This is a genomic window from Curtobacterium sp. S6 (genome assembly GCF_000710345.2).
In the GTDB taxonomy this organism is placed as follows: domain Bacteria; phylum Actinomycetota; class Actinomycetes; order Actinomycetales; family Micrococcaceae; genus Rothia.
Genome location: NZ_JHEL01000015.1, coordinates 589,387 through 611,245, shown reverse-complemented (window position 1 = coordinate 611,245; position 21,859 = coordinate 589,387). Strand labels below are relative to the sequence as shown.

24 protein-coding genes are annotated in these 21,859 nt (G+C 68.8%); 9 read left to right on the top strand and 15 right to left on the bottom strand.

Going from position 1 to position 21,859, the window contains the following annotated elements; translation table 11 throughout:
* Positions 1–153: 153 nt before the first annotated feature.
* Both CURSPS6_RS12945 and CURSPS6_RS04985 read left to right on the top strand, forming a co-directional pair.
* Positions 154–510: a zinc finger domain-containing protein gene (locus tag CURSPS6_RS12945; RefSeq protein ID WP_416371658.1), complete on the top strand. Its 357-nt coding sequence runs from the start codon at positions 154–156 to the stop codon at positions 508–510.
* Positions 511–638: 128 nt separating this feature from the next.
* Entirely contained in the window at positions 639–1,613 is a 975-nt protein-coding gene (locus tag CURSPS6_RS04985; RefSeq protein ID WP_030014570.1) for a hypothetical protein, read from the top strand.
* A gap of 183 nt (positions 1,614–1,796) precedes the next feature.
* On the opposite strand, the gene CURSPS6_RS04980 is transcribed toward CURSPS6_RS04985, so the two are convergent.
* Together CURSPS6_RS04980 and CURSPS6_RS04975 are read right to left on the bottom strand one after the other, a co-directional pair.
* Positions 1,797–2,288 carry a GNAT family N-acetyltransferase gene (locus CURSPS6_RS04980; protein ID WP_223841871.1) on the bottom strand — a complete coding sequence of 164 codons (492 nt, stop codon included), beginning with the start codon at positions 2,286–2,288 and terminating at the stop codon, positions 1,797–1,799.
* A gap of 23 nt (positions 2,289–2,311) precedes the next feature.
* Positions 2,312–2,656, bottom strand: coding sequence for an ArsR/SmtB family transcription factor (locus CURSPS6_RS04975; RefSeq protein WP_030014567.1), 345 nt, complete (start codon positions 2,654–2,656; stop codon positions 2,312–2,314).
* A 74-nt stretch (positions 2,657–2,730) separates the two neighbouring features.
* On the opposite strand from CURSPS6_RS04975, the gene CURSPS6_RS04970 reads away from it, so the two are divergent.
* The 3 genes from CURSPS6_RS04970 to CURSPS6_RS04960 are packed head-to-tail and all read left to right on the top strand — an operon-like array spanning position 2,731 to position 6,348.
* The gene (locus CURSPS6_RS04970; RefSeq protein ID WP_030014565.1) at positions 2,731–4,059 is read left to right on the top strand and encodes an FAD-dependent oxidoreductase; all 1,329 of its coding nucleotides are present in this window, start codon (positions 2,731–2,733) and stop codon (positions 4,057–4,059) included.
* Positions 4,056–5,120, top strand: a complete 1,065-nt coding sequence (locus CURSPS6_RS04965) for a flavin-containing monooxygenase (RefSeq protein WP_030014564.1) — start codon at positions 4,056–4,058, stop codon at positions 5,118–5,120. The genes CURSPS6_RS04970 and CURSPS6_RS04965 overlap by 4 nt, the downstream gene beginning before the upstream one ends.
* Positions 5,113–6,348 (top strand): MFS transporter, encoded by a 1,236-nt coding sequence (locus tag CURSPS6_RS04960; protein WP_200910832.1) that lies wholly within the window; start codon positions 5,113–5,115, stop codon positions 6,346–6,348. The genes CURSPS6_RS04965 and CURSPS6_RS04960 overlap by 8 nt, the downstream gene beginning before the upstream one ends.
* Before the next feature lie 6 nt (positions 6,349–6,354).
* Here the strand turns inward: CURSPS6_RS04960 and CURSPS6_RS04955 are convergent, their stop codons facing one another.
* From CURSPS6_RS04955 to CURSPS6_RS04925, 6 genes are all read right to left on the bottom strand, one after another.
* Positions 6,355–6,786 carry a low molecular weight phosphatase family protein gene (locus CURSPS6_RS04955; protein ID WP_035810208.1) on the bottom strand — a complete coding sequence of 144 codons (432 nt, stop codon included), beginning with the start codon at positions 6,784–6,786 and terminating at the stop codon, positions 6,355–6,357.
* A gap of 555 nt (positions 6,787–7,341) precedes the next feature.
* Positions 7,342–8,391, bottom strand: coding sequence for an ArsO family NAD(P)H-dependent flavin-containing monooxygenase (locus tag CURSPS6_RS04945; RefSeq protein WP_030014561.1), 1,050 nt, complete (start codon positions 8,389–8,391; stop codon positions 7,342–7,344).
* Complete coding sequence (locus tag CURSPS6_RS04940) at positions 8,388–8,810, bottom strand: arsenate reductase ArsC (protein WP_030014560.1); 423 nt, start codon at positions 8,808–8,810, stop codon at positions 8,388–8,390. The genes CURSPS6_RS04945 and CURSPS6_RS04940 overlap by 4 nt, the downstream gene beginning before the upstream one ends.
* A gap of 17 nt (positions 8,811–8,827) precedes the next feature.
* Complete coding sequence (locus tag CURSPS6_RS04935) at positions 8,828–9,844, bottom strand: metalloregulator ArsR/SmtB family transcription factor (protein ID WP_030014558.1); 1,017 nt, start codon at positions 9,842–9,844, stop codon at positions 8,828–8,830.
* Positions 9,841–10,938 (bottom strand): ACR3 family arsenite efflux transporter, encoded by a 1,098-nt coding sequence (arsB, locus tag CURSPS6_RS04930; RefSeq protein ID WP_030014556.1) that lies wholly within the window; start codon positions 10,936–10,938, stop codon positions 9,841–9,843. Before arsB ends, CURSPS6_RS04935 begins: the two co-directional genes overlap by 4 nt.
* A gap of 150 nt (positions 10,939–11,088) precedes the next feature.
* Positions 11,089–11,310 (bottom strand): hypothetical protein, encoded by a 222-nt coding sequence (locus CURSPS6_RS04925; protein WP_030014555.1) that lies wholly within the window; start codon positions 11,308–11,310, stop codon positions 11,089–11,091.
* An 80-nt stretch (positions 11,311–11,390) separates the two neighbouring features.
* Here CURSPS6_RS04925 and CURSPS6_RS04920 point away from each other — a divergent pair, with 80 nt between their 5' ends.
* Genes CURSPS6_RS04920 through CURSPS6_RS04910 form a run of 3 tightly spaced genes read left to right on the top strand, consistent with a single transcriptional unit; the run spans position 11,391 to position 13,516 of the window.
* The gene (locus CURSPS6_RS04920) at positions 11,391–11,903 is read left to right on the top strand and encodes an iron transporter (RefSeq protein WP_030014554.1); all 513 of its coding nucleotides are present in this window, start codon (positions 11,391–11,393) and stop codon (positions 11,901–11,903) included.
* Positions 11,896–12,231, top strand: coding sequence for a PadR family transcriptional regulator (locus CURSPS6_RS04915; RefSeq protein WP_030014553.1), 336 nt, complete (start codon positions 11,896–11,898; stop codon positions 12,229–12,231). Before CURSPS6_RS04920 ends, CURSPS6_RS04915 begins: the two co-directional genes overlap by 8 nt.
* Positions 12,224–13,516, top strand: a complete 1,293-nt coding sequence (locus CURSPS6_RS04910; protein ID WP_030014552.1) for an APC family permease — start codon at positions 12,224–12,226, stop codon at positions 13,514–13,516. Before CURSPS6_RS04915 ends, CURSPS6_RS04910 begins: the two co-directional genes overlap by 8 nt.
* A 46-nt stretch (positions 13,517–13,562) precedes the next feature.
* Here CURSPS6_RS04910 and CURSPS6_RS12910 read toward each other — a convergent pair whose 3' ends face one another.
* The 4 genes from CURSPS6_RS12910 to CURSPS6_RS04890 all read right to left on the bottom strand — a co-directional run bounded on the left by CURSPS6_RS12910 (position 13,563) and on the right by CURSPS6_RS04890 (position 17,217).
* Positions 13,563–14,186, bottom strand: a complete 624-nt coding sequence (locus CURSPS6_RS12910; protein WP_223841873.1) for a hypothetical protein — start codon at positions 14,184–14,186, stop codon at positions 13,563–13,565.
* Positions 14,187–14,268: 82 nt separating this feature from the next.
* Positions 14,269–16,389 carry a heavy metal translocating P-type ATPase gene (locus CURSPS6_RS04900; RefSeq protein ID WP_082142010.1) on the bottom strand — a complete coding sequence of 707 codons (2,121 nt, stop codon included), beginning with the start codon at positions 16,387–16,389 and terminating at the stop codon, positions 14,269–14,271.
* A complete protein-coding gene (cmtR, locus tag CURSPS6_RS04895) occupies positions 16,386–16,748 on the bottom strand; it encodes a Cd(II)/Pb(II)-sensing metalloregulatory transcriptional regulator CmtR (protein WP_030014549.1) in 363 nt (120 codons plus the stop codon). Before cmtR ends, CURSPS6_RS04900 begins: the two co-directional genes overlap by 4 nt.
* A 46-nt stretch (positions 16,749–16,794) precedes the next feature.
* On the bottom strand, positions 16,795–17,217 hold the full coding sequence (locus CURSPS6_RS04890; protein ID WP_030014548.1) for a MerR family transcriptional regulator: 423 nt from the start codon (positions 17,215–17,217) through the stop codon (positions 16,795–16,797).
* Positions 17,218–17,448: 231 nt separating this feature from the next.
* On the opposite strand from CURSPS6_RS04890, the gene CURSPS6_RS04885 reads away from it, so the two are divergent.
* Positions 17,449–18,306, top strand: coding sequence for an arsenic resistance protein (locus CURSPS6_RS04885; RefSeq protein WP_308495846.1), 858 nt, complete (start codon positions 17,449–17,451; stop codon positions 18,304–18,306).
* 265 nt (positions 18,307–18,571) lie between these two features.
* On the opposite strand, the gene CURSPS6_RS04880 is transcribed toward CURSPS6_RS04885, so the two are convergent.
* The 3 genes from CURSPS6_RS04880 to CURSPS6_RS04870 all read right to left on the bottom strand — a co-directional run bounded on the left by CURSPS6_RS04880 (position 18,572) and on the right by CURSPS6_RS04870 (position 21,825).
* A complete protein-coding gene (locus CURSPS6_RS04880; RefSeq protein ID WP_223246099.1) occupies positions 18,572–19,228 on the bottom strand; it encodes a CueP family metal-binding protein in 657 nt (218 codons plus the stop codon).
* 93 nt (positions 19,229–19,321) lie between these two features.
* On the bottom strand, positions 19,322–19,663 hold the full coding sequence (locus tag CURSPS6_RS04875) for a metal-sensitive transcriptional regulator (protein WP_200910830.1): 342 nt from the start codon (positions 19,661–19,663) through the stop codon (positions 19,322–19,324).
* An 11-nt stretch (positions 19,664–19,674) separates the two neighbouring features.
* Positions 19,675–21,825: a heavy metal translocating P-type ATPase gene (locus tag CURSPS6_RS04870; protein ID WP_030014545.1), complete on the bottom strand. Its 2,151-nt coding sequence runs from the start codon at positions 21,823–21,825 to the stop codon at positions 19,675–19,677.
* Positions 21,826–21,859 lie beyond the last annotated feature (34 nt).

The following is a 21,859-nucleotide window of genomic DNA, read 5'->3' as shown; positions in this document are numbered from 1 at the left end:
AGGTCGACGTCGTGCACGCGGTTCGTCAAGCAGTAGCCGCGACGCCGTCTCGCAGACATCCCTTTGGCAGGACGAGACCCGACCTCCCCGATCGCGCGAGAGGTCCGGTCTCAGAACATTGTAGGGCGAGCGTCCAAGGCGGGTGACCGGCAGGTGTCGAAGATCTGGAGGAGCGCGCGCGATGAGGGATGGCTCGACGTCGCCGCCGCGGCCGAATGCCTCCGTCGAAGCATCCGGACCACCCGGCGACTCACACCTGTATCGTGCTCTTCAGTGCGTCCGGCGCTGCTGGAATGGGAGTGCGAGTCGAGTGCCTCTTCAATTGCGAGTCGATTGGCGAGTCGACTCGCAGTACATGAACGTCTCAATCGTGTGGAGTCGGGACGTTATGCGTTGAATGTCTATGGGCGGGAAGGTCACCCGTGCAACCGTTGCGGTACTCCAATCGTACGGGAGAAGTTCAGGAACCGCTCGAGCCATTTTTGCCCGCGCTGCCAACGGAAACGCTAGCTTCGGCGGTTGTGCCCGGCACGACTACGACTGGCCGGACGAGATCCTCGCACACTTTCCATAGCTACGAGAGATTCGTGCCGTCCTGGGTCCCACGGCTCCACGAGATTTGCCGAGACAATGGAGCCATGGAACGATTCATCAACTTCTGGCGCGATCGGCGCATGCTGTGTACCGGCTGCGGCCATTGTTTCGTCGTCGACCTGGACTGGATCGACCGCTGGGAGCAGAGCGGAGAGAAGTGCCCCGGTTGCGGCTTGACGTGCGAGCACGAGGACGCACCACGCGTGACGGTCGATGCTGGCGACCCGGCCCTGAACGACGACCAAGTCGCTCAGTTCTCCTGGTACCACACGAGCACGCAGCCGGACTGGCCGACAAGCGAGTTCGACCCGGCGGCGGACCTGACGCCTGGGATCCGAAGGATGATGGGCGGCGACGAGAGGGTCGCCGCGTGGGCCGCGAGGCAGCAGGCGAAGGCGCTCCATGTCGGCACGTACGAGGCCGCGGTCCACAACATGCTGCGGCGAATGCGCGACCAGGCTGACCACGGCAGCCAGTTCTACCTCTACCGAGTGCACCTGAAGCCATCTGTCACCGAGCGGGAGGGCTGGATCGTCGATCCCAGCAACTGGCTCGGCGACGTCGTCCTCGCCGAGGTCTGTCCTCCAGGAGTCGACGTCACCCGGTACCTCAACTACCACGAGGACCCCGGAGGGCTCTCCCTGGCGCTGGGACGAGATGCGATCGCCGGGGTCCAGCGGGTCGCCGTGCCGCTCTCGGATTCCTGGAAGGCCGACTGGGTGATTGACGCCGTCGCAGCCCTTGAGGGTGCATCGGACAAACCGGTCCCAGCGACCGGGAAGCTGGGCAGATTCTTGCGGCCTTCGTCTCCTCGAGCCGGCCTCGCTGGCGAGCTCGGTACGGAGCTGGCTGACCGATTACCGGTCAACCTCCATGACCAATTCGCCTCGGCTGCCGCGTTTGCTGAGGGTGACGACCCAGCGCGGTGGGCGCGCCGGGTAAGCAGCCTGTTCGACCTCATCAAGAATCCAAGCCGGGTGCTGGCGGAGCTCGATAAGGCTCAGCACCGACAGGTCTGAACTTGCAAACATGGGCAGAGAAAATCCCCCAAGTGCGCATCGTGGAGAGGCGTGGGGGATGTAGTGCTCTCAAGGTAGCACAGGCTGGTCCTGGTCGACGCGGTCGCTGCGACGTGGTTTCCGCAGGCTGTCGCCTTGGTTCAGGCGTTGCGATGCGATTTCTTTGCCTTGTCAGGGAAGAACTCAGCCAGACTTGGGGACACGTCTCTCGATGAGCACGGTGTCCCGCCACTGACCGGCAAGAGGTCCGCACGGCATCAGCCCGATGAGCTCGCGCCGTCCGACAACCCTGAAGCCAGCTCTCTGGTGGAGCCTGAGGCTGGTTGCGTTCTCGGGGAAGACCGAGGACTGGAGCGTCCAGACGCCTGATCGGTCGGCGACGCCGAGGAAGTCGGCGAGGAGCCGTGAACCGACGCCACATCCGGCCGCGTCGGGATCGACGTACACCGAGTGCTCGACGACACCTCGGTAGACGGCGCGGGTCGAGACGGGGCCGGCTGCGGCCCAGCCGAGGACGCAGTCGTCACCGCCGACGGCGACGAGCATGAGGTCCGGGCGCTTGCTCGACGCGAACGTGTACCAGTCAGGCGGCGGTTCGGTCTCGAAGGTGGCGTGCCCGGACGCGATGCCTGCTTGGTAGATGGCCTCGACGGCGGGCCAGTCGGTCGGCGTCATGGGCCTGGTCGACACGCCTTCCATCAGGTGATGAGCGCCTTGGCTGCGGCGGCGAGAGTGTCGATGGTGGGCCGGTAGTAGGCCCAGCGGCCGCGCTGCTCGCGCTCGACGAGGCCGGCCTCGACGAGCAGCTTCATGTGGTGGGAGACGGTCGGCTGTGATAGCCCGACGGGCTCGGTGAGATCGCAGACGCACATCTCGCCCGCGCTGCTTCCGGCAATGAGGGACATGAGCTTGACCCGGGTGGGGTCGCCGAGGGCCTTGAACACCCTGGCGAGATCCTGGGCGACCGTGTCGTCGATCGTCTCGCCGAGGACGCAGCAGGGCGCGACGTCGGCCGCGGATTCGATGGCTGGGGGAGTGCTCATGCCTCCATTCTGCCTCACGCATTGACATCTGTCGATACGTGAGGCAAGCTCGACCCATCGAAGAACATCAATACATGGAGGTTGAAGTGAATCCCGTCGTCATCATCGGAGCCGGTCCGCAGGGCCTGGCCGCCGCCGCTCATCTGCTCGAGCGAGGCCTGGAGTCCCTGGTTCTGGAGTCGGGCGACGGTCCAGCGTCGGCCGTGGCCGAGTGGGGCCACGTCCGCCTGTTCTCGCCATGGTCTGAACTCATTGACCCAGCGTCGCGCCGGCTGCTCGAGCCGACCGGTTGGAGCGCGCCCGAGACCGGCTACCCGACCGGGGCCCAGTGGGTCGAGGAGTACCTGACGCCGCTGGCCGAGACTCTGAGCGACCGTGTCCGGTACGGCTACCGCGTCGTCGGCGTGGGCCGTAAGGGCCGCGACCTTTCCGTCGACGCCGGCCGCGCGGAGCAGCCGTTCGTCGTCCACGTCCGCCGCGCTGACGGCGAAGAAGAGAGGCTCGAAGCCCAGGCCGTCGTCGACGCCTCCGGGACCTGGCGGGCCCCGAGCCCGGCGGGCGCGGAGGGACTGCCCGCCCTCGGCGAACACGCCGCCGTCGAAGCCGGCCTGCTTGATCACCGCACGCCGAGCCGCGACGAGGCCGCCGAACTGGCTGGCAAGCACGTCGTCGTGGTCGGCAGCGGCCACTCGGCCGCGACAGCAATCGGCGACCTCGCGGCAGTGGTCCGCCGCGAGCCAGGCACCCGGGTGACCTGGGCGCTGCGCCGCGGTACCGTCGGCAACGCCTTCGGTGGCGGGTCGGCTGACGAGTTGCCCGAGCGCGGTGACCTGGGCCAGCGGGCGAAGAAGGCCGTCGAGGACGGCTACGTCGACCTCGTCACCGGGTTCCGCGTCGAGCGGGTCCTCGTCGAGGATGGTCGGGCAGTCTTGGTGGGCGAAGACGGGCGGCGGCTCGAGCCCGCGGACCGAGTGGTCGTCGCGACGGGCTTCCGACCGGACCTGTCGTTCCTCTCCGAGGTCCGCCTCGACCTCGACGTCCGCCTGCAGGCTCCGACGAAGGTCGCCACTGAAGTCGACCCGAACCTTCACTCCTGCGGCTCAGTGCGCGCCACGGGAGCCGCTGACCTCGCCCACCCGGAGCCGGGCTTCTACATCGTCGGCGCGAAGTCCTACGGCCGCGCGCCGACGTTCCTGGCGATGACCGGATACGAGCAGGTCCGCAGCGTCGTCGCCGAGCTCGCCGGGGATCACGAGGCGGCTGACCGTGTCGAGCTGGAGCTGCCCGACACCGGCGTGTGCGGCGGGTCCGGCCTGTTCGACGCCCCGGAGCAGGCGACGTCGGGCGGGTGCTGCACACCCGCGCCCCAGCTGGTCCAGATCGGCACGAGGACCGACGGATGAGCCGCGGTCGCCTGCTGATCGTGGGCGGCGGGCAGTCCGGCCTCGCCGCGGCCCGTGCCGGGCGCGACCGAGGCTGGGAGCCGGTGGTGCTCGAGGCCGGTGACGAGCCAGTCGGGTCGTGGCCGCGCTACTACGACAGCCTGCGGCTGTTCTCTCCGCGCCGGTACAGCGCCTTCCCGGGTCACCCGTTCCCCGGCGACCCCGACGGGTACCCGGGACGCGACGAGGTCGCCGACTACTTGCGCAGCTACGCAGAGTGGCTGGGCGTCGAGGTCCGCACTGGTGCCCGCGTCACCGAGGTCGCCGCCGACGGCCCGGGCTTTGCCGTGGATCTGGCCGACGGGAGCCGCCTGGTTGGGGACGCGCTCATCGCTGCCTCGGGTTCGTTTGCCAGCCCCTACGTGCCGACGATCCCAGGCAGGGAGGCATTCCAGGGCCGGGTCCTGCACGTGGCCGACTACCGGTCGCCCGAGGAGTTCGCCGGTCAGCGGGTCGTGGTCGTCGGGGCGGGCAACTCCGCCGTCCAGATCGCCCACGAGCTCGCCGACCACGCCCAGGCCTCGCTGGCGGTGCGGGACCGGGTCCGGTACGCGCCGCAGGTCATCGCCGGGCGTGACCTGCACTGGTGGTTGCGACTCACCCGCGCCGACCTCCTGCCGCCGTCGGTCCTGAACAGGATTATCACAGGCACACCGGTCATCGACGCCGGAAAGTACAGGGCGGCGCTCGAGGCAGCGCATCCAGACGAGCGACCGATGTTCGCGGAGTACGTCCCGGACGGCGTCGTGTGGCCTGGCGGCTCGCGGGAGCGCGTGGACTCGGTGGTCTTCGCGACCGGCTATCGGCCGCACCTGCCGTACCTGCGATCCCTCGGCGTCCTCGACGAGTCCGGCGCGCCGAGGCACGATCGCGGCGTCTCGACCGTGCGGCCCGGCCTAGCCTTCCTGGGCCTGGAGTTCCAGCGCTCGTTCTCGTCGAACACCCTGCGTGGAGTCCACCGCGACGCGGGTTACGTCGTCGATGCCCTGGCCAGGCAACTGCGAGGCGTCGTCGTTGGCTGAGGCTGCTGTGCAGCCTGGGCGGGCAATGGTGCTGGCTGCGCTGTGCGTGACCGAGATCGTCTCGTGGGGCTTGCTCTACTACGCTTTCCCGGTCCTGGCTCCGCGGATCAGCGTGGATACCGGCTGGTCGCCGGTGGCCGTCACCTCGGCGTTCTCTGTGGCCCTGGCCGTGTCGGCGTTGGCCGGGGTGCCGGTCGGGCGCTTCATCGATCGGCACGGACCCCGTCTCGTCATGACCGCTGGCTCGGGTCTCGGCGTCGTGTCGCTGGTGGTGATCGCCGCGTCGACGAACCTGCTGGTGTTCATCGTCGGCTGGGCGCTGGCCGGAGTCGCCATGGCCGGAGTCCTCTATCCGCCGGCCTTCGCCGCGATCACCGGCTGGTTCGCTGCCGGCCGGCTCGGCGCGCTGACCACGCTGACGCTGGTGGCCGGACTGGCGAGCACGGTCTTCGCGCCGTTGACCGCAGTTGCGTATGAACAGCTGGGATGGCGAGGCACGTACTTCTGGGCGGCGGTCGTGCTGGCGGCCCTCACCGTCCCGATCCACTCGCTCGTGCTGCGACGCCCCTGGCCCCACCCGGTGCATGCCGACGCGGAGGAGCCAGAGGCCGAGAAGGCCTACGCTGCCGGCGTCGTCCGGGACTCACGGTTCCGGTGGCTTGCCGCTGGACTGACTTTGGTCGCCTTGGCCATGTACGCTGCGTTGCTGGCTCTGGTGCCTCTTATGCTCGAGCGCGGCCTGAGTCCTCAGGCCGCCGCCTGGGTGCTCGGCCTCGGCGGACTCGGTCAGGTCGCCGGTCGGCTCGTCTACACCGCTCTTGCCCGGCATGCCTCGCTGACCGTGCGCACCGCGACCGTGTTCGGCCTCGTCACCGTCAGCACCGCGGTGCTCGCTGTGGTCCCCGGGCCGGTCGGTCTGCTGGTCGCGGCGTCGATGACCGCCGGGGTCGGGCGCGGCATCGCGACGCTGCTTCAGGCGACCGCGGTCACCGACCGGTGGGGCGCGCGCGGATACGGCCGCCTCTCCGGCGTCCTCGGCCTCCCGGTCCTGCTGGCCACCGCCTTGGCTCCCGGGGCCGGTGCGGTCCTTGCCGAGGTCACCGGTAGCTACGCAACCGGGTTTGCGGTCCTGGCCGCGGTTGCCGCGGTGGGGACCGTGCTCATGGTCGCCAGCTCGTCCACGGGGACCCCGCGTTCGGCGGGCGTCGCGTCCTCGCGAGCGGCCTGACCCAGCTCAGGCCACGGGCCCTGCAGCGAGTTCGCCGACAAGTTGGCGCACCTTCTCGGCGAGCTCGTCGCGGACCAGGCGCATTCGTTCCTCGCCCTCGATCCCTCGCGCCGAGGGCTCGTCGATCGTCCATTTCTCGATAGTCCCGGCCATCCCCGGCACGGGCTCGACGACAGCCTCGTCGCCGATTACGACGACGCGGTCCGCAGTCTGCAACATAGTGGGATCGATCGGCTTCGGGTGCTCGTCGGCCATGCTCGCCCCGACCTCGGCGACAGAGGCAGCGGACAGGGCATTGAGCCCCGTCCCGGGGGAGGTGCCCGCCGAGTGCACCCGGACGGAGTTGCCGGCGACCTGGCGCATGAGTGCGGCGGCCATCTGCGACTTGCCTGCGTTCTTGACGCAGACGAATAGGATGGACGGCTTCTTCTCGATCACGATGTCTACCTTTGTTCAGTCGATGTTAAGAGCCACCAGGAGCTCGCGGGCACGGGCCGCGATGTCATCGCGGCCGAGCAGTCCCCGCATGCCAGCGGCTCGTCATTGTCGAGGGACCAGTGGATGGCGTTTATGCCCACCACTCATCAACAGAGGCGCGCCAGCCGCGTCAGCACGACGCGGTTGCGGACTCTGGCCCGGTGGTTGCCAGATCGCGCAGGCGTTGCTCCGCTCGGTGCACGGGGACGGACTCGACGAAAGCTTCGCGGCAGGTCGAGCAGCAGATCTTCCGGCCGTCAGGCAGCAGGCGCGTGGGCGATCCCATGCCGTTCTGGCGAACGCGTTCGTCCGTACAGACTGTCGCATGATCCCGGCACAGCGCCGCGCCGCAGTGCCGGCAGAATGCGACGGCGGGGACAGGACCCTGGCCGGCCGTTTCGTGTTCCCAGCAGTCCATCTGCCACTCCTTGATTCGATGATGATCTATATAGAATCTACGCGACGCATCGATAGACGTCAATATCATCTGCGCCATCGATACGTCCGACATCAGCGTTAAGCCCTAGCCATCCGAGCGCCGATCTCGGCGACGGCGGGCTTGGCGGTGCGAGCCGCGCCGATGATGGTGGCGGAGGCGAATCCGGTCCAGTCGCCATAGCCGAGCAAATGCAGCCCGCGGTGGTCAATGCTCCGAGTACTGTCGGTGGCGGGATGGCCGTGCTCGCGCGTCAGTCCGAGCCCGCTCAGGTGGCCTAGGTGAGGGCGGAAGCCGGTGCTCCAGATGATCGCATCGCACTCGTGCTCGCGGCCGTCGTTCCAGGAGACTCCCGTCGGGCTGAGGCGGTCGAACATGGGCGAACGGTCCAGGACGCCGCGATCTCGAGCGGCCTGCACGGGAGGCACCATGACGATGTCTCCAAGTCCGGACACACCGTCGTGGTCCCGGCCAGAGCGACGGGCTGCCTCGCGGGCGGTAGCGACGTCGAAGAGCACTCTGCCGTCGACATCGTCTGGCATGAATCGCGGTGGGTGCCGCGTGACCCACAGCGTTTCGGCGACCGTGGAGACCTCGGCGAGGATCTGTGCGGCGGAGTTCCCTCCTCCGACGACCACGACCCGTTGGCCGGCGAACATGTCGGGCGAGTCGTAGTCGACGGTGTGCAGCTGCCTGCCGGAGAACGTGTCCTGACCGGGGACGTACGGCAGGTAGGGGCTCTGCCACGTGCCGGTGGCACTGATCACCGCAGCGGCCTTCAGAGAGCCCGCGTCCGTGTCCACGGTCCAACGCTCGTGCTCCCGGTGGACGCTTGTGACGCCGACCGAACGGCGCACAGGCAACTCGTAGCGCTCCTCGTATCGTTCGAGGTAGTCTACGACGTGGCTCGCGGTGGGGAACACCTCGCCGGTCTGGGCAGGCATCGGCCATCCGGGTAGAGGACTGTACTGGGCTGGGGAGAACATCCTGAGCGATTGCCAGCCGTGCTGCCAGGCCCCGCCCGGTCGTTCCTGTTCGTCGAGGATGACGAAGTCCAGGCCGGCGCGGCGGAGGAAGTATCCTGCGGCGAGTCCGGCCTGGCCTCCTCCGATGACGACGACGTCACTCACGCCAGCGCCGGGTCCTGGCCGAGCAGCTCTGAAGTGAGCGTCTCGATCCGGGACCTGATTTCGTCGCGGATCGGGCGCACCGCCTCGATGCCCTGGCCAGCGGGATCGTCGAGCTTCCAATCCTCGTAGCGCTTGCCGGGGAAGAACGGGCAGGCGTCACCGCAGCCCATCGTGATGACGACGTCGGAGTCCTGCACGGCCTCGGTGGTGAGGACCTTGGGCTCCTCGGCGATGATATCGATCCCCTCTTCAGCCATGGCCTCTACAGCGACCGGGTTGATCTGCTCGGCGGGCATTGACCCTGCCGAGCGGACCTCGATGCGGTCCGCGGCGAGGTGGCGCAGCCAACCGGCGGCCATCTGGGAGCGGCCGGCGTTGTGGACGCAGACGAACAGGACGGAGGGTGTTTGATCGCTCATGTCTGTGCTTCTCTCGTTCATTCGGTGGTGAAGGTGGCGAGGAGCCGGCTGACGCGCGCAGCGATGTCGTCGCGTATAGCGGCGAGTCCCTCCGGCGATGCCAGTGCCGGGTCGCCGACAGCCCAGTCTTCGTACCGGACTCCGGGGACGATGGGGCAGGCGTCGCCGCAGCCCATGGTCACCACGACATCGGCAGCGCGAATGGCGTCGTCGGTGAGCGGCTTGGGGAACGCCTCGTCGGCGGCCTCGCGGTCGATGTCGGCGACGAGGTCGCGCACGTGCGGGTGGATGCCCGTCGCCGGGGTCGAGCCGGCGGACCGGGCGATGACCCTGCCCTCGGACAGGCTGCGGGTCAGCGCCGCGGCCAGCTGGGAACGACCTGCGTTGGCGACGCAGACAAACAGCACCTGAGGCGGTGCGGTTGCTCGGTTGCGGGTGAGGTCGGCCAGTCGCTGCCGGGCGAAGCGCTCGGTCAGGGGCACCAGGTAGCGTGTGATCTTCGCCGACCGGGCCAGCGCCGTGTACGATTCCCGGACGATGCTGGTGACGGTCTCCCGCGGCAGCTGTGACGTCGCGTCCGCGAGGTCGGCGGCCAGACGCCTGATGTGCTCGTCCATGCTCTCCAGCTCCGCGTCGGCCGTCGTCTCCGGTTCCACGCTGGGGGCAACGGCCGCGGGCGCGAACCCCTCGAGCAAGGCGGCGACGGCGGCACTCTTCCCTGGCGCGATGCTGTACCAGACCCAAGTCCCACGGCGCTCGGAATTGAGCAGCCCCACTGTCCGGAGGACCTTGAGGTGGTGGGAGACGGTCGGCTGTGAGACCTCGGCGAGGTCGGCGAGATCGCACACGCACGACTCTCCGCGAGGATCGGCAGCGATTGCCGAGAGCATCCGCAGACGCAATGGGTCGGCGAGGGCCTTGAGTGTGCCCGTGAGAGTCGCGGCAACCTCCTGGCCGAGGGCTGTTGAGATCGGCGGCACCTGGGGTGGGCAGTCTTCATCGGGGGCGGCTGGCGTCAGCGCGATGTCGGTCATGACGTTCGTACCTCCTGGTTATAGGGATCGGTGCGGAACCACGCCTTGGCGGCCCAGAGGGAGACGTAGACGAGGCCGACGAGGACGGGCACCTCGATGAGCGGTCCGACGACGCCGGCCAGAGCCTGGCCAGAGGCCGCACCGAAGGTGCCGATCGCGACGGCGATGGCGAGCTCGAAGTTGTTGCCCGCCGCGGTAAATGCAAGTGTGGTCGACCGTGCATAGCCGAGGCCGATGCCCTTGCCCAACAGCAGGCCCGCGAACCACATGACGGCGAAGTACACCAACAGCGGCAGGGCGATCCGGACGACGTCCAGCGGCCGGCTCGTGATCTGCTCACCCTGGAGGGCGAACAGCAGCACGATGGTGAACAGCAGCCCGTAGAGCGCCCACGGCCCGATCTTCGGGACGAACTTCTCCTCGTACCAGTCCCGGCCCTTGCGCTTCTCGCCGATCCAGCGCGAGGCGAATCCCGCGATCAGGGGTAATCCGAGGAAGACGAGGACGTTGAGGGCGATCTGGCCCATCGACACCTCGAGCCCTTGTGTGTCCAGGCCGAGCCAGCTCGGCAGGACGCTGAGGTAGAACCAGCCGAGGACGGAGAACATGACGACTTGGAAGACCGAGTTGATCGCCACCAGCACCGCGGTCGCCTCGCGGTCGCCGCAGGCCAGGTCGTTCCAGATCACGACCATGGCGATGCACCGGGCCAGACCGACGATGATGAGCCCGGTGCGGTATTCGGGAAGGTCGGGCAGGAGCAGCCAGGCCAGGGCGAACATGATCGCCGGCCCGGCGAGCCAATTGAGCACTAGAGAGGAGATGAGGAGCTTCTTGTCGCCGGTGACCGCGGCGACCTTGTCGTAGCGGACCTTGGCCAGGACCGGGTACATCATCACCAGCAGGCCGAGTGCGATCGGCACTGAGATGCCGGCGATCTCGAGCCGGGCGAGCACGTCGGAGACGCCGGGCACCAGGCGGCCGAGCAGGAGGCCTGCGACCATGGCGAGTCCGATCCAGGCCGGCAGCCACCTGTCGAGGGTTGAGAGCCGTCGGGTCACGGGAGGTGCGGCGAACGCCGCTTGATTCGACATGCTTCTATGTTGACAGGCTTCGATGCAGTGGGCAACTTCGGACCTCCAGAGGTGAGCAGCTACCTGCCACCGCAGGACATCGCCGCTGGATCGAGTTCCCTGCCGGGCGGCGTCGGCCTAGGGAAGCGCCGGTCCCGGCCGATTCAGGAATCAGGATCGCCAGGCGGGTTCGTCGCGGAATTCGAAGTCGATATATGCCTTCTCCAGGCCGGCCAGGGCTTCGGCGGTGGTCTCGAACAGCGCCTGGGCCCAAGAGTCGTCGATCTTGGTGACGTTCTGACACAGGTGTGCGGTCACCTCTGACAGCCGCTCGCGGACCTGGCTGGTGTGGCGGCGGGGGTCGTGCTCGGCCAACTGTGTCGGATCAGACATGACTGGCTTCCTCTCGTTGACTGGGCCTTCAATATCGGTCTACGATATCGGCATCCGATAGATCAGGGAAGGGGACTGCGATGCATGTATGGGGATCGCCGGAGACGCGAACCTTCGGCCGGTTGCGGGTGGATGTGGCCGTCGGGCCGATCGCCCGGATGTTCGACGCCGAGGACTGGCAGCAGCCGGCCAATGCGGGCGGCGGTGCCGTGTTCGCCGGCCGGGCGGACGAAGTGGTGGAGAACATCGCGGCCGAGCCCGGCCCGGCAGATCCACCGGCGGATCTGTTCAACCTCGACGCACACATCTACGACGTCGACACCGGGCATCCGGTGCCGTACCTCGACGTCGCCGTCGACGTCATCCGCCTCGACGGCGACGATGACGATAGACCGGAGTTCACGGGGCTGGGGCTGGTGCCGGTGGCCCGGCCCCGCAAGGGCACGGCCGGTCTGCACTACGGCAACAACGTCGCCCTCGACCCCGAAGGCAGCTATCGAGTGTGGGTCCACATCGGCGCGTCGGCGCTGACCGGCACCGACGAGCCCTCGAGCCTGGACTTCACCCTCGATCTCGGTGCCGCCGATGAGTGAGTTCATCCGGGGCGCGGTGCGGATGCACATCCTGCATCACGCCGCCGAGGGCGAGATCCACGGCGCATGGATGGCCGAGGAGCTCGGCCATCACGGATATCAGATCAGCCCCGGCACCCTGTACCCGACCCTGCATCGCTTGGAAGACCAGGGGCTGCTGACCTCGCGGCAGACCACGGTGGAGGGGCGCAACCGGCGGCTGTACCAGATCACCGACGCCGGCCGGGCCGTATTGGCCGACGAACGCCAGGCCCTGACCGAACTCGCGCGCGAAATCCTCCACACCGAAACCCCCGACGCTCCCGATGGGATGACACCTGATGAGTGAACCGACTCCGCAGTTGGATCGACGCCTGGGCACCGGCGACGCGGTGATCATCGGGCTCGGGTCGATGATCGGTGCCGGCATCTTCGCCGCCTTCGGGCCGGCGGCCCAGGCGGCCGGCACCGGCCTGCTGATCGGCTTGGGAATCGCGGCGGTGATCGCCTACTGCAACGCCACCGCCTCGGCCCAGCTCGCCGCGGTCTACCCGACCTCGGGAGGCACCTACATCTATGGCCGAGAGCGCATCGGTCACTGGTTCGGGTTCACCGCTGGCTGGGGCTTCGTGGTCGGCAAGACCGCCTCCTGCGCGGCGATGGCGCTGACCTTTGCCACCTACGCCGTGCCCGGCCCCTGGTGGGCCCAGCGGTTGGTGGCGGTGGCCGGCATCGTCGGACTGGCCGCGTTGAACTACCGCGGGGTGAGCAAGACCGCCGGCCTGACCCGGATCCTGGTCGCCATCACCCTGGTCGCGCTGGCGGTGCTGGTGGTCGGCATCTTCGCCGTCGGCCAACCCTCGCCGACGAACCTGGGCGGCTGGCCGGCGTTGACCGTCGGCGGGCCGTACGGGATCCTACAGTCGGCCGGGCTGTTGTTCTTCGCCTTCGCCGGCTACGCCCGGATCGCGACCATGGGCGAGGAGGTCCGCGACCCGCAGCGCACCATCCCGCGCGCCATCCCCATCGCCCTGATCATCGTGGTGATCATCTACCTGGTCGTCGGCGTGAGCGTCCTGCTCGCCGCCGGGCCGGACAAGATCGCCGCCGCGACAGCACCCCTGACCACAGCCGTGCAAGCAGCCGGGGTCGGCGGGCTGGGCCCGGTGGTCCGGATCGGCGGCGCGGTCGCCAGCCTCGGGGCGCTGCTGGCGCTGATCGCCGGCATCGGCCGCACCAGCCTGGCCATGGCCCGGCATCGCGATCTGCCGTTCTGGCTGTCGGCGGTCCACCCCCGTCACAAGGTGCCCCACCACGCCGAGATCGCCCTCGCCGTCGTCGTGTCCGTCCTGGTGCTGACCACCGACCTGCGCGGCGTGATCGGATTCTCCTCCTTCGGCGTGCTCATCTACTACGGCATCGCCAACACCGCCGCATTCACCCAGCCGCCGTCCGACCGCCGCTGGCCACGCTGGCTCAACGTCCTCGGCGTCCTCGGCTGCCTGGTCCTGATCGCGACCCTGCCCTGGCAGTCGATCATCGCTGGACTGGCCATGTTCGCCGTCGGCCTGCTCGGCCGCTGGATCGTCCTGCATCGACGTGAAAAGCCCGGCCCAGGGGCAGAGTCGGACTGACCTGCCGCGCCCCGGGGGAGTGAGGCGACTGGGCGGAAGTGCACGCTTACCCGACGTCGAGGGCCGCGAGCTGCTCCGCGCTGCCGGTGACGACGAGGCGCAGGTCGGCGTGGCTCTCGTCGATCGACCAGTCGACGAACGAACAGCAGGCGCTCTTGACCGCCACGAGGTCGTGAAGACGCTGGACGGAGTCGTCGGCTTTCGCGTAGTGGACGATGATCCGGGCGTCGCCGCGTTCGACGTCGAGGAGATATCCGTCGTCGAAGGCCCGCCATTTCTCGACCTGCTCCTTGCCGGCGTCCGGCGTGAGCGTGCAGGCGATGAGCACCGCGTTCGGCAGACCCTGCAGGGCGCTCTCGCGGACGTCCCGCGAGGCCCCACGGATGGCCGTGCGCAACTGCGCGACGGTCGGCGACCCGGCCCGCCCGTCGGGAGTCCGATACATGCGGCACGCGAGGCCGACCGGCGCACTGTCTTCGGCGAACGGGTCGACGCCGTCGATCAGTACGGTCGGGGAGCCGTGGAAGCCGAGGCGCGAGGCGTCCTCGGGTGTCTCGACCCGTTGGTGGACGACCTCCGCGCCAGATCGCCCGTCGAGGGCTTCGGCAATCTTGGAGTCGAGGATCTCCCAGTTCGGGCAGCCGTCGAAGTACTGGAGCGTGATCTTCATGGTCGTGGTCCTTTCCGTCGGCGTCGGGTCTCCTCGAGCGGCTCCCGGTTCGGGCGTCTCCCGAAGCGCTGGGCCTCGATGGTCATCGGTTCGCCTTCGTCCCGTGCGCCGGCTGGAGGTCCGAGGCTGCAGGCAGCCCTCGGCTCGCCGCGATGGGCCTGCGCGCGGCGCGTACGCCATTGAGGATGACGACGACCTCGGCAACCTCGTGGACGAGGACGACTCCGGCCAGGCCGAGCACCCCGAAGAGGGCGAGCGGGAACAGGACGACGATGATCGCCAGCGCGAGGACGATGTTGGCCGTCATGATGCGCCGGCCTCTGCGAGCATGCGCGAACGCGGCGGGGATCAGGCGCAGATCGTGGCCGGTGAAGGCGATGTCGGCGGATTCCACCGCGGCCGCGGAACCGGTGGCTCCCATCGCGATGCCCACGGTCGCGGTGGCCAGCGCGGGGGAGTCGTTGATGCCGTCGCCGACCATCGCCGTCGGCCGCGCTGCGGCCAGACCTGTGATCGCCTCCGCCTTGTCGGCTGGCAGCAGTTCGGCGCGGACGTCGTCGATGCAGGCCTGGGCGGCCAGGGCGCGGGCGGTGCGGGCGTCGTCGCCGGTGAGCATGACCGTGCCGATTCCCTGGTCGTGGAGCATGCGCACGGTCTCGGTGGCCTCGGGGCGGAGTTCGTCGCGCACGCCGATCAGGCCGGCGACCTCACCGTCGGCTTCCACCACGACGACCGTCATGCCCATTTCGGCCAGCTCGTCGGCGTCGGTCCGCAGGCCGGCCGGGGCGATCCAGCGTGGACTGCCGACCCTGACGAAACGGCCGGTGACCCGGCCGGCGATGCCGTGCCCGGCGTCCTCGGCCACCTCGCTCGCCGCCGGGGAGTCCGGCGCGGCCGCTGTGATCGCCGCCGCCAGGGGATGGGTGCTGGTCGCCTCGAGGGCCGCCGCCCACGCGAGGACGTCCTGTTGGCTGCCGCCCGGCGCGGTGCGGGTCTCGGTCACCTGCGGCTGGCCCTGGGTGAGGGTGCCGGTCTTGTCGAAGGCGACCGTGCGGATGGTGCCGAACTGCTCGAAGGCGGCCCCGGACTTGATGACGACGCCGAACCTTGAGGCGGACCCGATCGCGCTGATGACGGTGACCGGCACGGCGATCGCCATCGCGCACGGCGACGCCGCGACGAGGACGACGAGGGCCCGTTCGACCCAGGTCCACGGGTCGCCGACGACGAGCCCGAGCAGCGCGACCAGGGCCGCGGCGACGAGGACGGCAGGGACGAGGGGACGGGCGATCCGGTCGGCCAGCCGGGCGCGCTCTCCCTTGCGGGCGTGGGCCTGCTCGACCAGGGCGACGATCTGTGTCAGCGAGTTGTCCCGTCCGTCTGCGGTCGCCTCGACCAGCAGGGACCCGGACCCGTTCACCGCGCCTGCTGGCACGGGGTCGCCCGGTCCTACCTCCACGGGGATCGACTCCCCGGTCACGGCGGAGGCGTCGACGCTCGAGCGGCCCTCGGCGACCACGCCATCGGTCGGGACATGCTCACCGGCTCCGATCACGAGCAGGTCGAGTTCGCGGAGGTCGGCCACCGGCACGGTCGCGACTCCGCCCATGCGGGAGACGCGGGCGGTCTGCGGGACCAGCGAGAGCAGCGCGCGCAGTCCCTCCTTGGCGCGGTCCATCGCCCGATCCTCCAGGGTCTCGGCCAGGGAGAACAGGAAAGCCAGGGCGGCGGCTTCGGCGACGTGGCCGAGCAGCACCGCGCCGACCGCGGCGATCGTCATCAGCAGGCCGACGCCGAGCCGTCCACGGATCAGGCGGCGCACCGCGCCGGGCACGAACGTCCACGCGCCGGCCAGCAGCGCGATCCACTGGGTCACCAGCGCGGCGACGTCCAGGTCGGACCAGTCCAGCGCGTACCCGGCGACGAGGAACAGGCCGGCGACCGCTGAGGGGAGCAGGGCGAGGTCCCTCCACCACGGCGGGCGGGACTCCGGTTCCGCGCCAGGTTCCGATGGGCTCCGCGCCGGGTCTGGCCCGCAGCAGGCGTCGCCGTCGTCGTGTACCGCAGCCGGGACGGTCTCTGGCCCGCAGCAGGCATCGCCCGATGCCCTGGGTGCGTCCGTGCCGATCGGCTGCAGGGACGAGCGGCGGTTTTCCGCCCTCGGATGGCGCGGCTCGTCGACGCCGCAGCACTCATCGTTCATCGCACAGCCCCGTCGGCGTCGCAGCAGCCGGGCACCGAGCACTCCGGGTCCAAGCACGGTGCGCTCTCGTCCACCGCCAGCGTCACGTCCACGAGCGCGGTCAGGGCTGCGGCGATGTGCGGGTCGGCGATCTCGTAGCGGGTCTGCCGGCCCTCGGGCTCGGCGACGACGATCCCGCAGCCCCGCAGGCAGGACAGATGGTTCGACACATTCGTGCGCGTTAGCTCGAGCTCCCGGGCGAGTCTTGCCGGGTACCCAGGCTCATCGAGGAGGGACAGCAAGATCCGTGAGCGTGTCGGGTCGGACATGGCGCGGCCGAGGCGGTTCATGACGTCGACGCGTGAAGCAATGGTCAGCATGTACTGACCATACAGTGTTTGCTGACCGATTGGCCAGCCCGTGCGATCAGCCCTGCTGGGCAGCCGTTCCGGCGAAGGCCCTGAATGCGCACTCCGACCGGCAGGGCTCGTCACTGTCGGGGCAGCCGTCGACGTGGTCCCGCGCCTGCCGCAGCTGGTCCTGCAGCCGTGTCAGTGACCGAAGCTGTTGCTCAACGGCAGCGATCTGCTCGGCCAGCAGCGGCTGCAGCGTTGCCTTCACCCCCGTGCAGGTCCCGTCGTCGACGAGCTCGATGAGCCGGCGAATCTCGGGCAGCTCGAGGCCGAGCCGCTTCGCCGCGGTGATGAAGTCCAGCCGCTCGAGGTGGCCCTCGTCGAAGTCCCGGTACCCGTTCGGGCTCCGGTCCGCTGCGAGAATGCCGAGGCGCTCGTAGTAACGCAGCGTGCTCGCAGGCACCCCGGTGCGCTCGGAGACCTCGGAGATCTTCATGTTCCGACCATAGGGCGCTCCGGCTTGACCTTCAACCCGGGTTCAAGGTCTAGCGTTTAAAACGGCGCAGTGCATGCGCCCAGCCCGACAGAGAAGGAGATCCATGCGCGCGAGTATGGAATGGATGGTTAGGCACCAGGTCGCGCTCTACGTCGCGGGACTGGCCCTCGGGGCCGTCGTCGACTGTCCCGGCCCACGATCGCCCACCCGGCAGAGCACGCGATTCACCCGGTGCTGGCGCTTCTGCTCTACGCCACGTTCCTCAGCATCCCGTTCGGCAGGCTCGGCCGGGCATTCAAGGACTGGCGCTTCCTCACGACGGTCCTCGTCGTCAACTTCGTCCTGGTGCCGCTGGTCGTCTGGCCGCTGTCGCGGATCGTCGCCGGCGACCAGGCGCTGTTCGTCGGGGTGCTGTTCGTGCTGCTGACCCCGTGTATCGACTACGTCATCGTCTTTTCCGGCCTCGCGGGCGGCGACGAGGAGCGCCTCCTGGCGGCGGCCCCGCTGCTGATGATCGCCCAGATGCTCCTGCTGCCGCTGTACCTGTGGATCTTCATCGACGCGGAGTTCGTCGGCTCCGTCGAGTTCGGTCCCTTCGTCGAGGCCTTCGTCCTGATCATCGCCCTGCCGCTGGTCGCCGCCGCGCTCACGCAGCTCGCCGCCGCCCGATGGCGCATCGGGCGCAGGGTCGAAGAGATCGTCATGGGCGCGATGGTGCCGCTGATGGTCGCCACCCTGGCGGTCGTGGTCGCCTCGCAGGTCGCCGGGGTGAGCGCCCGGTCCGGCTCCCTGCTCCTGGCGGTGCCGGTCTTCGTCCTCTTCGCGGCCGTCATGGTGCCGGTGGGGATGCTGGTCAGCCGCGCGGCGGGCCTCGACGTGCCCGGCAGGCGCGCCGTCGTGTTCAGCGGCGCGACTCGGAACTCGCTCGTCGTGCTCCCGCTGGTGCTCGCGTTGCCCGCGGCGTTTGACCTGGCACCGCTGGTCGTGGTCACCCAGACGCTCGTCGAGCTCGTCGCCATGGTCGTGTTCGTCCGGTTCGTGCCGCTGCTGGTGCCGGAACTCGTGCCGGCTGCCGACGCGTCCGCGTAGGTTTCGTAGTCGAAGCTGCCCTCGCGCCTCAACGGGTCGGCAGGAGTCCTCGGAGGGCTGCCGCACTCCGACGGTCAAGCAATGAGCGCCTTGGCGGCGGCGAGGATGTCGATGGTCGGCCGGTACTAGGCACTGCTTGATTAGACATGCATCCATTTTGAAGGATGTCGATGCCGGCTACACGTCGACCGGATGGTGTTCGTGAAGGCGGGGCTCTCTGATCGTCGGTGATCCGCACTTCCTCGGCGTCTTCAGCATCCGGGCGTCACGTCAGTTGGAGAGTGGTTAAGCAGGTGGGGTCGTCGAGGCGGGTCGAGATGTCCTGTTTCGCGGTGCGGTCTTCGGTGCTGACCGTGAGCGTCGCATCAATACCGCGGGGCAGCCAGAGTCCGATGAATCCGTTGTCGTAAGTCGTGAGCGAATCTTCGAGGATGGTCTCGCCCGACGTCGTGTTGACCACTGTGACATCGACGTCAGTGTTGGCGAGCTCGCCGAGACAGGTAGTGAGGCTGTGGAAGTAGCACTCGTGGGTCTGCTCGAGATACGGGGCGATAGAGACGTAGAAGTCGTCCTCTGGCATCGGCAGAGTGGTTTGGTTGTTCTGATCGTCGGTGAGGACGAGTTGGTCGGGCTCGATCGAAGCCATGAGTTCGGTTGAGCGGTCTATGACCGGCATCGTGTCAAGACGCTTGATGATTTCCCGGGCGTCCAGGCCATCGAGGCCGTGGTGGGCTACCAGAGACTGATCGGATCCTGCGGAAGGGGATGGGTCAGCACCGGCGCAGCCGCTGAGCAGGAGGACGGCGCTGGCTGCCAGCGCGGTTATGGTCGCGCCGAGTCCCTGCCGGCTTCTGGAGGGTCGGATTGGTGCGGCAAGGGTAGGGGTCATATCGAGCTCTTCTCTCGGGTAGATGTTGGTCATGTCGTCAGGCCCGATCTCCGCCTCCGTCCCGCCCCGGGACCGAAGGCGGGACGATGCTCAGCTCACGCCTGCGCGGAGCGAAATCCCAAGGTGTTAGGAGCGGACGAGGCGGTTGATGGCGTCGCTGGCTTCCTGGATCTTGGCGATAGCCGCGTCCTCATCGCCTTGCTTGGCGGCGTCGAGGACGCAGTGCTTGAGGTGGTCATCGAGCAGGCCGGTCGCCACACCCTGCAGGGCCCGGGTGAGGGCGGAGACCTGGGTGAGGATATCGATGCAGTACTTCTCGTCGTCGATCATCTTCGTAATCCCCCGGGCCTGGCCTTCGATGCGCTTCATGTGGTTGCGGTAGCGGTCCTTGTCGCTGATGTAGCCGTGCTGGTGGGTCCCGGTGTCGGTCCTGATCTCGGTGCTGTCGGTGGCAGTGTCGTTGGCCATGGTTGTGTCCTTCACTTCTGGCGCTCCAGGACGGAGCGGGTGCTGGCTTCGGGGGTGAGGTCGATGCGCCGCAGCAGCTGGGCGTTGAGGGCGACAACGACGGTGGAGATCGACATCAGGATCGCGCCGACCGACATCGGCAGGACGAACCCGACGGGTGCGAGGACGCCGGCCGCGAGCGGGACGGAGATGAGGTTGTAGCCGGCGGCCCACCACAGGTTCTGCTTCATCTTCCGGTAGGCGGCCCTCGACAGCTGGATCACCGACAAGACGCTGCGCGGGTCGGAGCTGGCGAGAATGACCCCGGCCGAGGCGATGGCGACGTCGGTGCCGGCTCCGATGGCGATGCCGACATCGGCCTGGGCCAGCGCGGGGGCGTCGTTGACGCCGTCGCCGACCATGGCGACCTTCTTGCCCTCGTGCTGGAGCGCGGCGACTTTCGCGGACTTGTCCTCGGGACGAACGCCGGCGAAGACGCGGTCGATGCCGAGTTCCTGGCCGACCTCGTTCGCCACCGCTTCGGCGTCACCGGTGATCATGACGACCTCGACGCCGAGCTCATGGAGGGCGTCGACGGCATCGCGGGACTCTGGGCGAACCTCGTCGGCGAGCTTGAGGCCACCGATCACCTTGCCATCACGGAGGACGTGCAGGATGATCGCGCCCTCTGCCCGCCACGCGTCTGCCGTGTCGACCTCGTCCTGCCCGGTCTCTTCGAGCAGCCGGGGTCCGCCGACGCGGATCTCCTGGTCGGCCACCGTCGCAGTGACGCCGACCGCGGGGGAAGAGGTGAATCCGCTGGACGGCTCGAGGGTGAGGCTCTTCTCCTTGGCGGCGGTAACGATGGCCTGGGCGAGGGGGTGCTCGCTGTCGGCCTCGGCGGATGCGGCCAGGGCGAGCACCTGGTCGGCATCCATGCCTGCGGTCGGTTCGACGCCGGTGACGGTGGGCTCGCCCTTGGTCAGGGTGCCGGTCTTGTCGAAGAGGACCGCGTCGACTTGGCGCATGGACTCCAGGGCGAGGCGGTCCTTGACCAGGACGCCGCCGCGGGCGGCGCGCTCGGTGGCGATGGAGACGACCAGTGGGATCGCCAGGCCCAGAGCGTGGGGGCAGGCGATGACGAGGACGGTGATGGTGCGGATGACCGCGTCGTCGGGCAGTCCGAAGAGGGTCCAGACTGTTGCGGTGATCAGGGCGGCTACGAGGGCGAACCAGAACAGCAGGGCAGCGGCGCGGTCGGCGATGCGCTGTGCACGGGAGGAAGAGCCCTGCGCCTCAGCGACGAGCCGGTTGATGCCCGCCAGCGCCGTGTCGTCGCCCGTGGCGGTGATCTCCACCCGCAGGCCGGAGTCGGTGGCGACGGTGCCGGCGGTGACGTTCTCGCCCTCGCCGCGGGCGACGGGGCGTGACTCGCCGGTGATCATGGACTCGTCCATGTCGGCGCGGCCGTCGACGACGATGCCGTCGGCGGGGACGCTGCCACCGGGGCGGACGATCACGACATCGCCGACGCGCAGCTCGGCCGGGTCGACCTTGACGACGTCGTCGCCCTCGATCCGCTCGGCCTCATCGGGCAGCAGCGCGGCCAGGGAGTCCAGCGCCGAAGTGGTCTGGGCCAGGGAGCGCATCTCGATCCAGTGGCCCAGCAACATGATGACGATCAGCAACGCCAGCTCCCACCAGAACTCGAGCTCGTGATGGACGAGCCCGAGAGTGGCGGCCCAGGAGGCGAGGAACGCGACGGTGATCCCGAGCGCGATCAGCAGCATCATCCCGGGCTGGCGGCTCTTCAGCTCGCTGACGGCACCGGTGAGGAACGGGGTGCCGCCCCAGGCGTACATGACGGTGCCGAGCACTGCGGCGACCCAGCCCGCCCAGCCGGGCACCGAGTAGCCCAGCAGCATGGCGAACATGGGAGAGAACGCGACCACCGGGATGGCGATGACGAGGTTGATCCAGAACAGTCGACGGAACTGGCCGACGTGGTCGCCGTGGCCCGCATGACCACCATGGCCACTGCCGTGATCGCCGTGCCCGGCATGGTCGCCGTGTTCCATGGTGTGGCCTTCGTGCTCGGCATGCGAGTCGTCAACGTGGCCGGACTCGGTGGTCTCGTCGGCGACGTCGCCGTGGTGATGGTGATGCGTGGTCGGGTCCGTCATTGCTCTTCGCTTCCCCTCGTTCTTCCCCGGTCTT

What these genes read in the sequence shown, in the direction of transcription:
- CURSPS6_RS04900 (WP_082142010.1), bottom strand. Translation starts at nt 16,389, where the DNA reads ATGAACGATGAGTGCTGCGGCGTCGACGAGCCGCGCCATCCGAGGGCG.
- CURSPS6_RS04965 (WP_030014564.1), top strand. Translation starts at nt 4,056, where the DNA reads ATGAGCCGCGGTCGCCTGCTGATCGTGGGCGGCGGGCAGTCCGGCCTC.
- CURSPS6_RS04935 (WP_030014558.1), bottom strand. Translation starts at nt 9,844, where the DNA reads ATGACCGACATCGCGCTGACGCCAGCCGCCCCCGATGAAGACTGCCCA.
- CURSPS6_RS04970 (WP_030014565.1), top strand. Translation starts at nt 2,731, where the DNA reads ATGGAGGTTGAAGTGAATCCCGTCGTCATCATCGGAGCCGGTCCGCAG.
- CURSPS6_RS04985 (WP_030014570.1), top strand. Translation starts at nt 639, where the DNA reads ATGGAACGATTCATCAACTTCTGGCGCGATCGGCGCATGCTGTGTACC.
- CURSPS6_RS04975 (WP_030014567.1), bottom strand. Translation starts at nt 2,656, where the DNA reads ATGAGCACTCCCCCAGCCATCGAATCCGCGGCCGACGTCGCGCCCTGC.
- CURSPS6_RS12910 (WP_223841873.1), bottom strand. Translation starts at nt 14,186, where the DNA reads ATGAAGATCACGCTCCAGTACTTCGACGGCTGCCCGAACTGGGAGATC.
- cmtR (WP_030014549.1), bottom strand. Translation starts at nt 16,748, where the DNA reads ATGCTGACCATTGCTTCACGCGTCGACGTCATGAACCGCCTCGGCCGC.
- CURSPS6_RS04890 (WP_030014548.1), bottom strand. Translation starts at nt 17,217, where the DNA reads ATGAAGATCTCCGAGGTCTCCGAGCGCACCGGGGTGCCTGCGAGCACG.
- CURSPS6_RS04875 (WP_200910830.1), bottom strand. Translation starts at nt 19,663, where the DNA reads ATGGCCAACGACACTGCCACCGACAGCACCGAGATCAGGACCGACACC.
- CURSPS6_RS04870 (WP_030014545.1), bottom strand. Translation starts at nt 21,825, where the DNA reads ATGACGGACCCGACCACGCATCACCATCACCACGGCGACGTCGCCGAC.
- CURSPS6_RS04910 (WP_030014552.1), top strand. Translation starts at nt 12,224, where the DNA reads ATGAGTGAACCGACTCCGCAGTTGGATCGACGCCTGGGCACCGGCGAC.
- CURSPS6_RS04940 (WP_030014560.1), bottom strand. Translation starts at nt 8,810, where the DNA reads ATGAGCGATCAAACACCCTCCGTCCTGTTCGTCTGCGTCCACAACGCC.
- CURSPS6_RS04980 (WP_223841871.1), bottom strand. Translation starts at nt 2,288, where the DNA reads ATGACGCCGACCGACTGGCCCGCCGTCGAGGCCATCTACCAAGCAGGC.
- CURSPS6_RS04920 (WP_030014554.1), top strand. Translation starts at nt 11,391, where the DNA reads ATGCATGTATGGGGATCGCCGGAGACGCGAACCTTCGGCCGGTTGCGG.
- CURSPS6_RS04915 (WP_030014553.1), top strand. Translation starts at nt 11,896, where the DNA reads ATGAGTGAGTTCATCCGGGGCGCGGTGCGGATGCACATCCTGCATCAC.
- arsB (WP_030014556.1), bottom strand. Translation starts at nt 10,938, where the DNA reads ATGTCGAATCAAGCGGCGTTCGCCGCACCTCCCGTGACCCGACGGCTC.
- CURSPS6_RS04880 (WP_223246099.1), bottom strand. Translation starts at nt 19,228, where the DNA reads ATGACCAACATCTACCCGAGAGAAGAGCTCGATATGACCCCTACCCTT.
- CURSPS6_RS04925 (WP_030014555.1), bottom strand. Translation starts at nt 11,310, where the DNA reads ATGTCTGATCCGACACAGTTGGCCGAGCACGACCCCCGCCGCCACACC.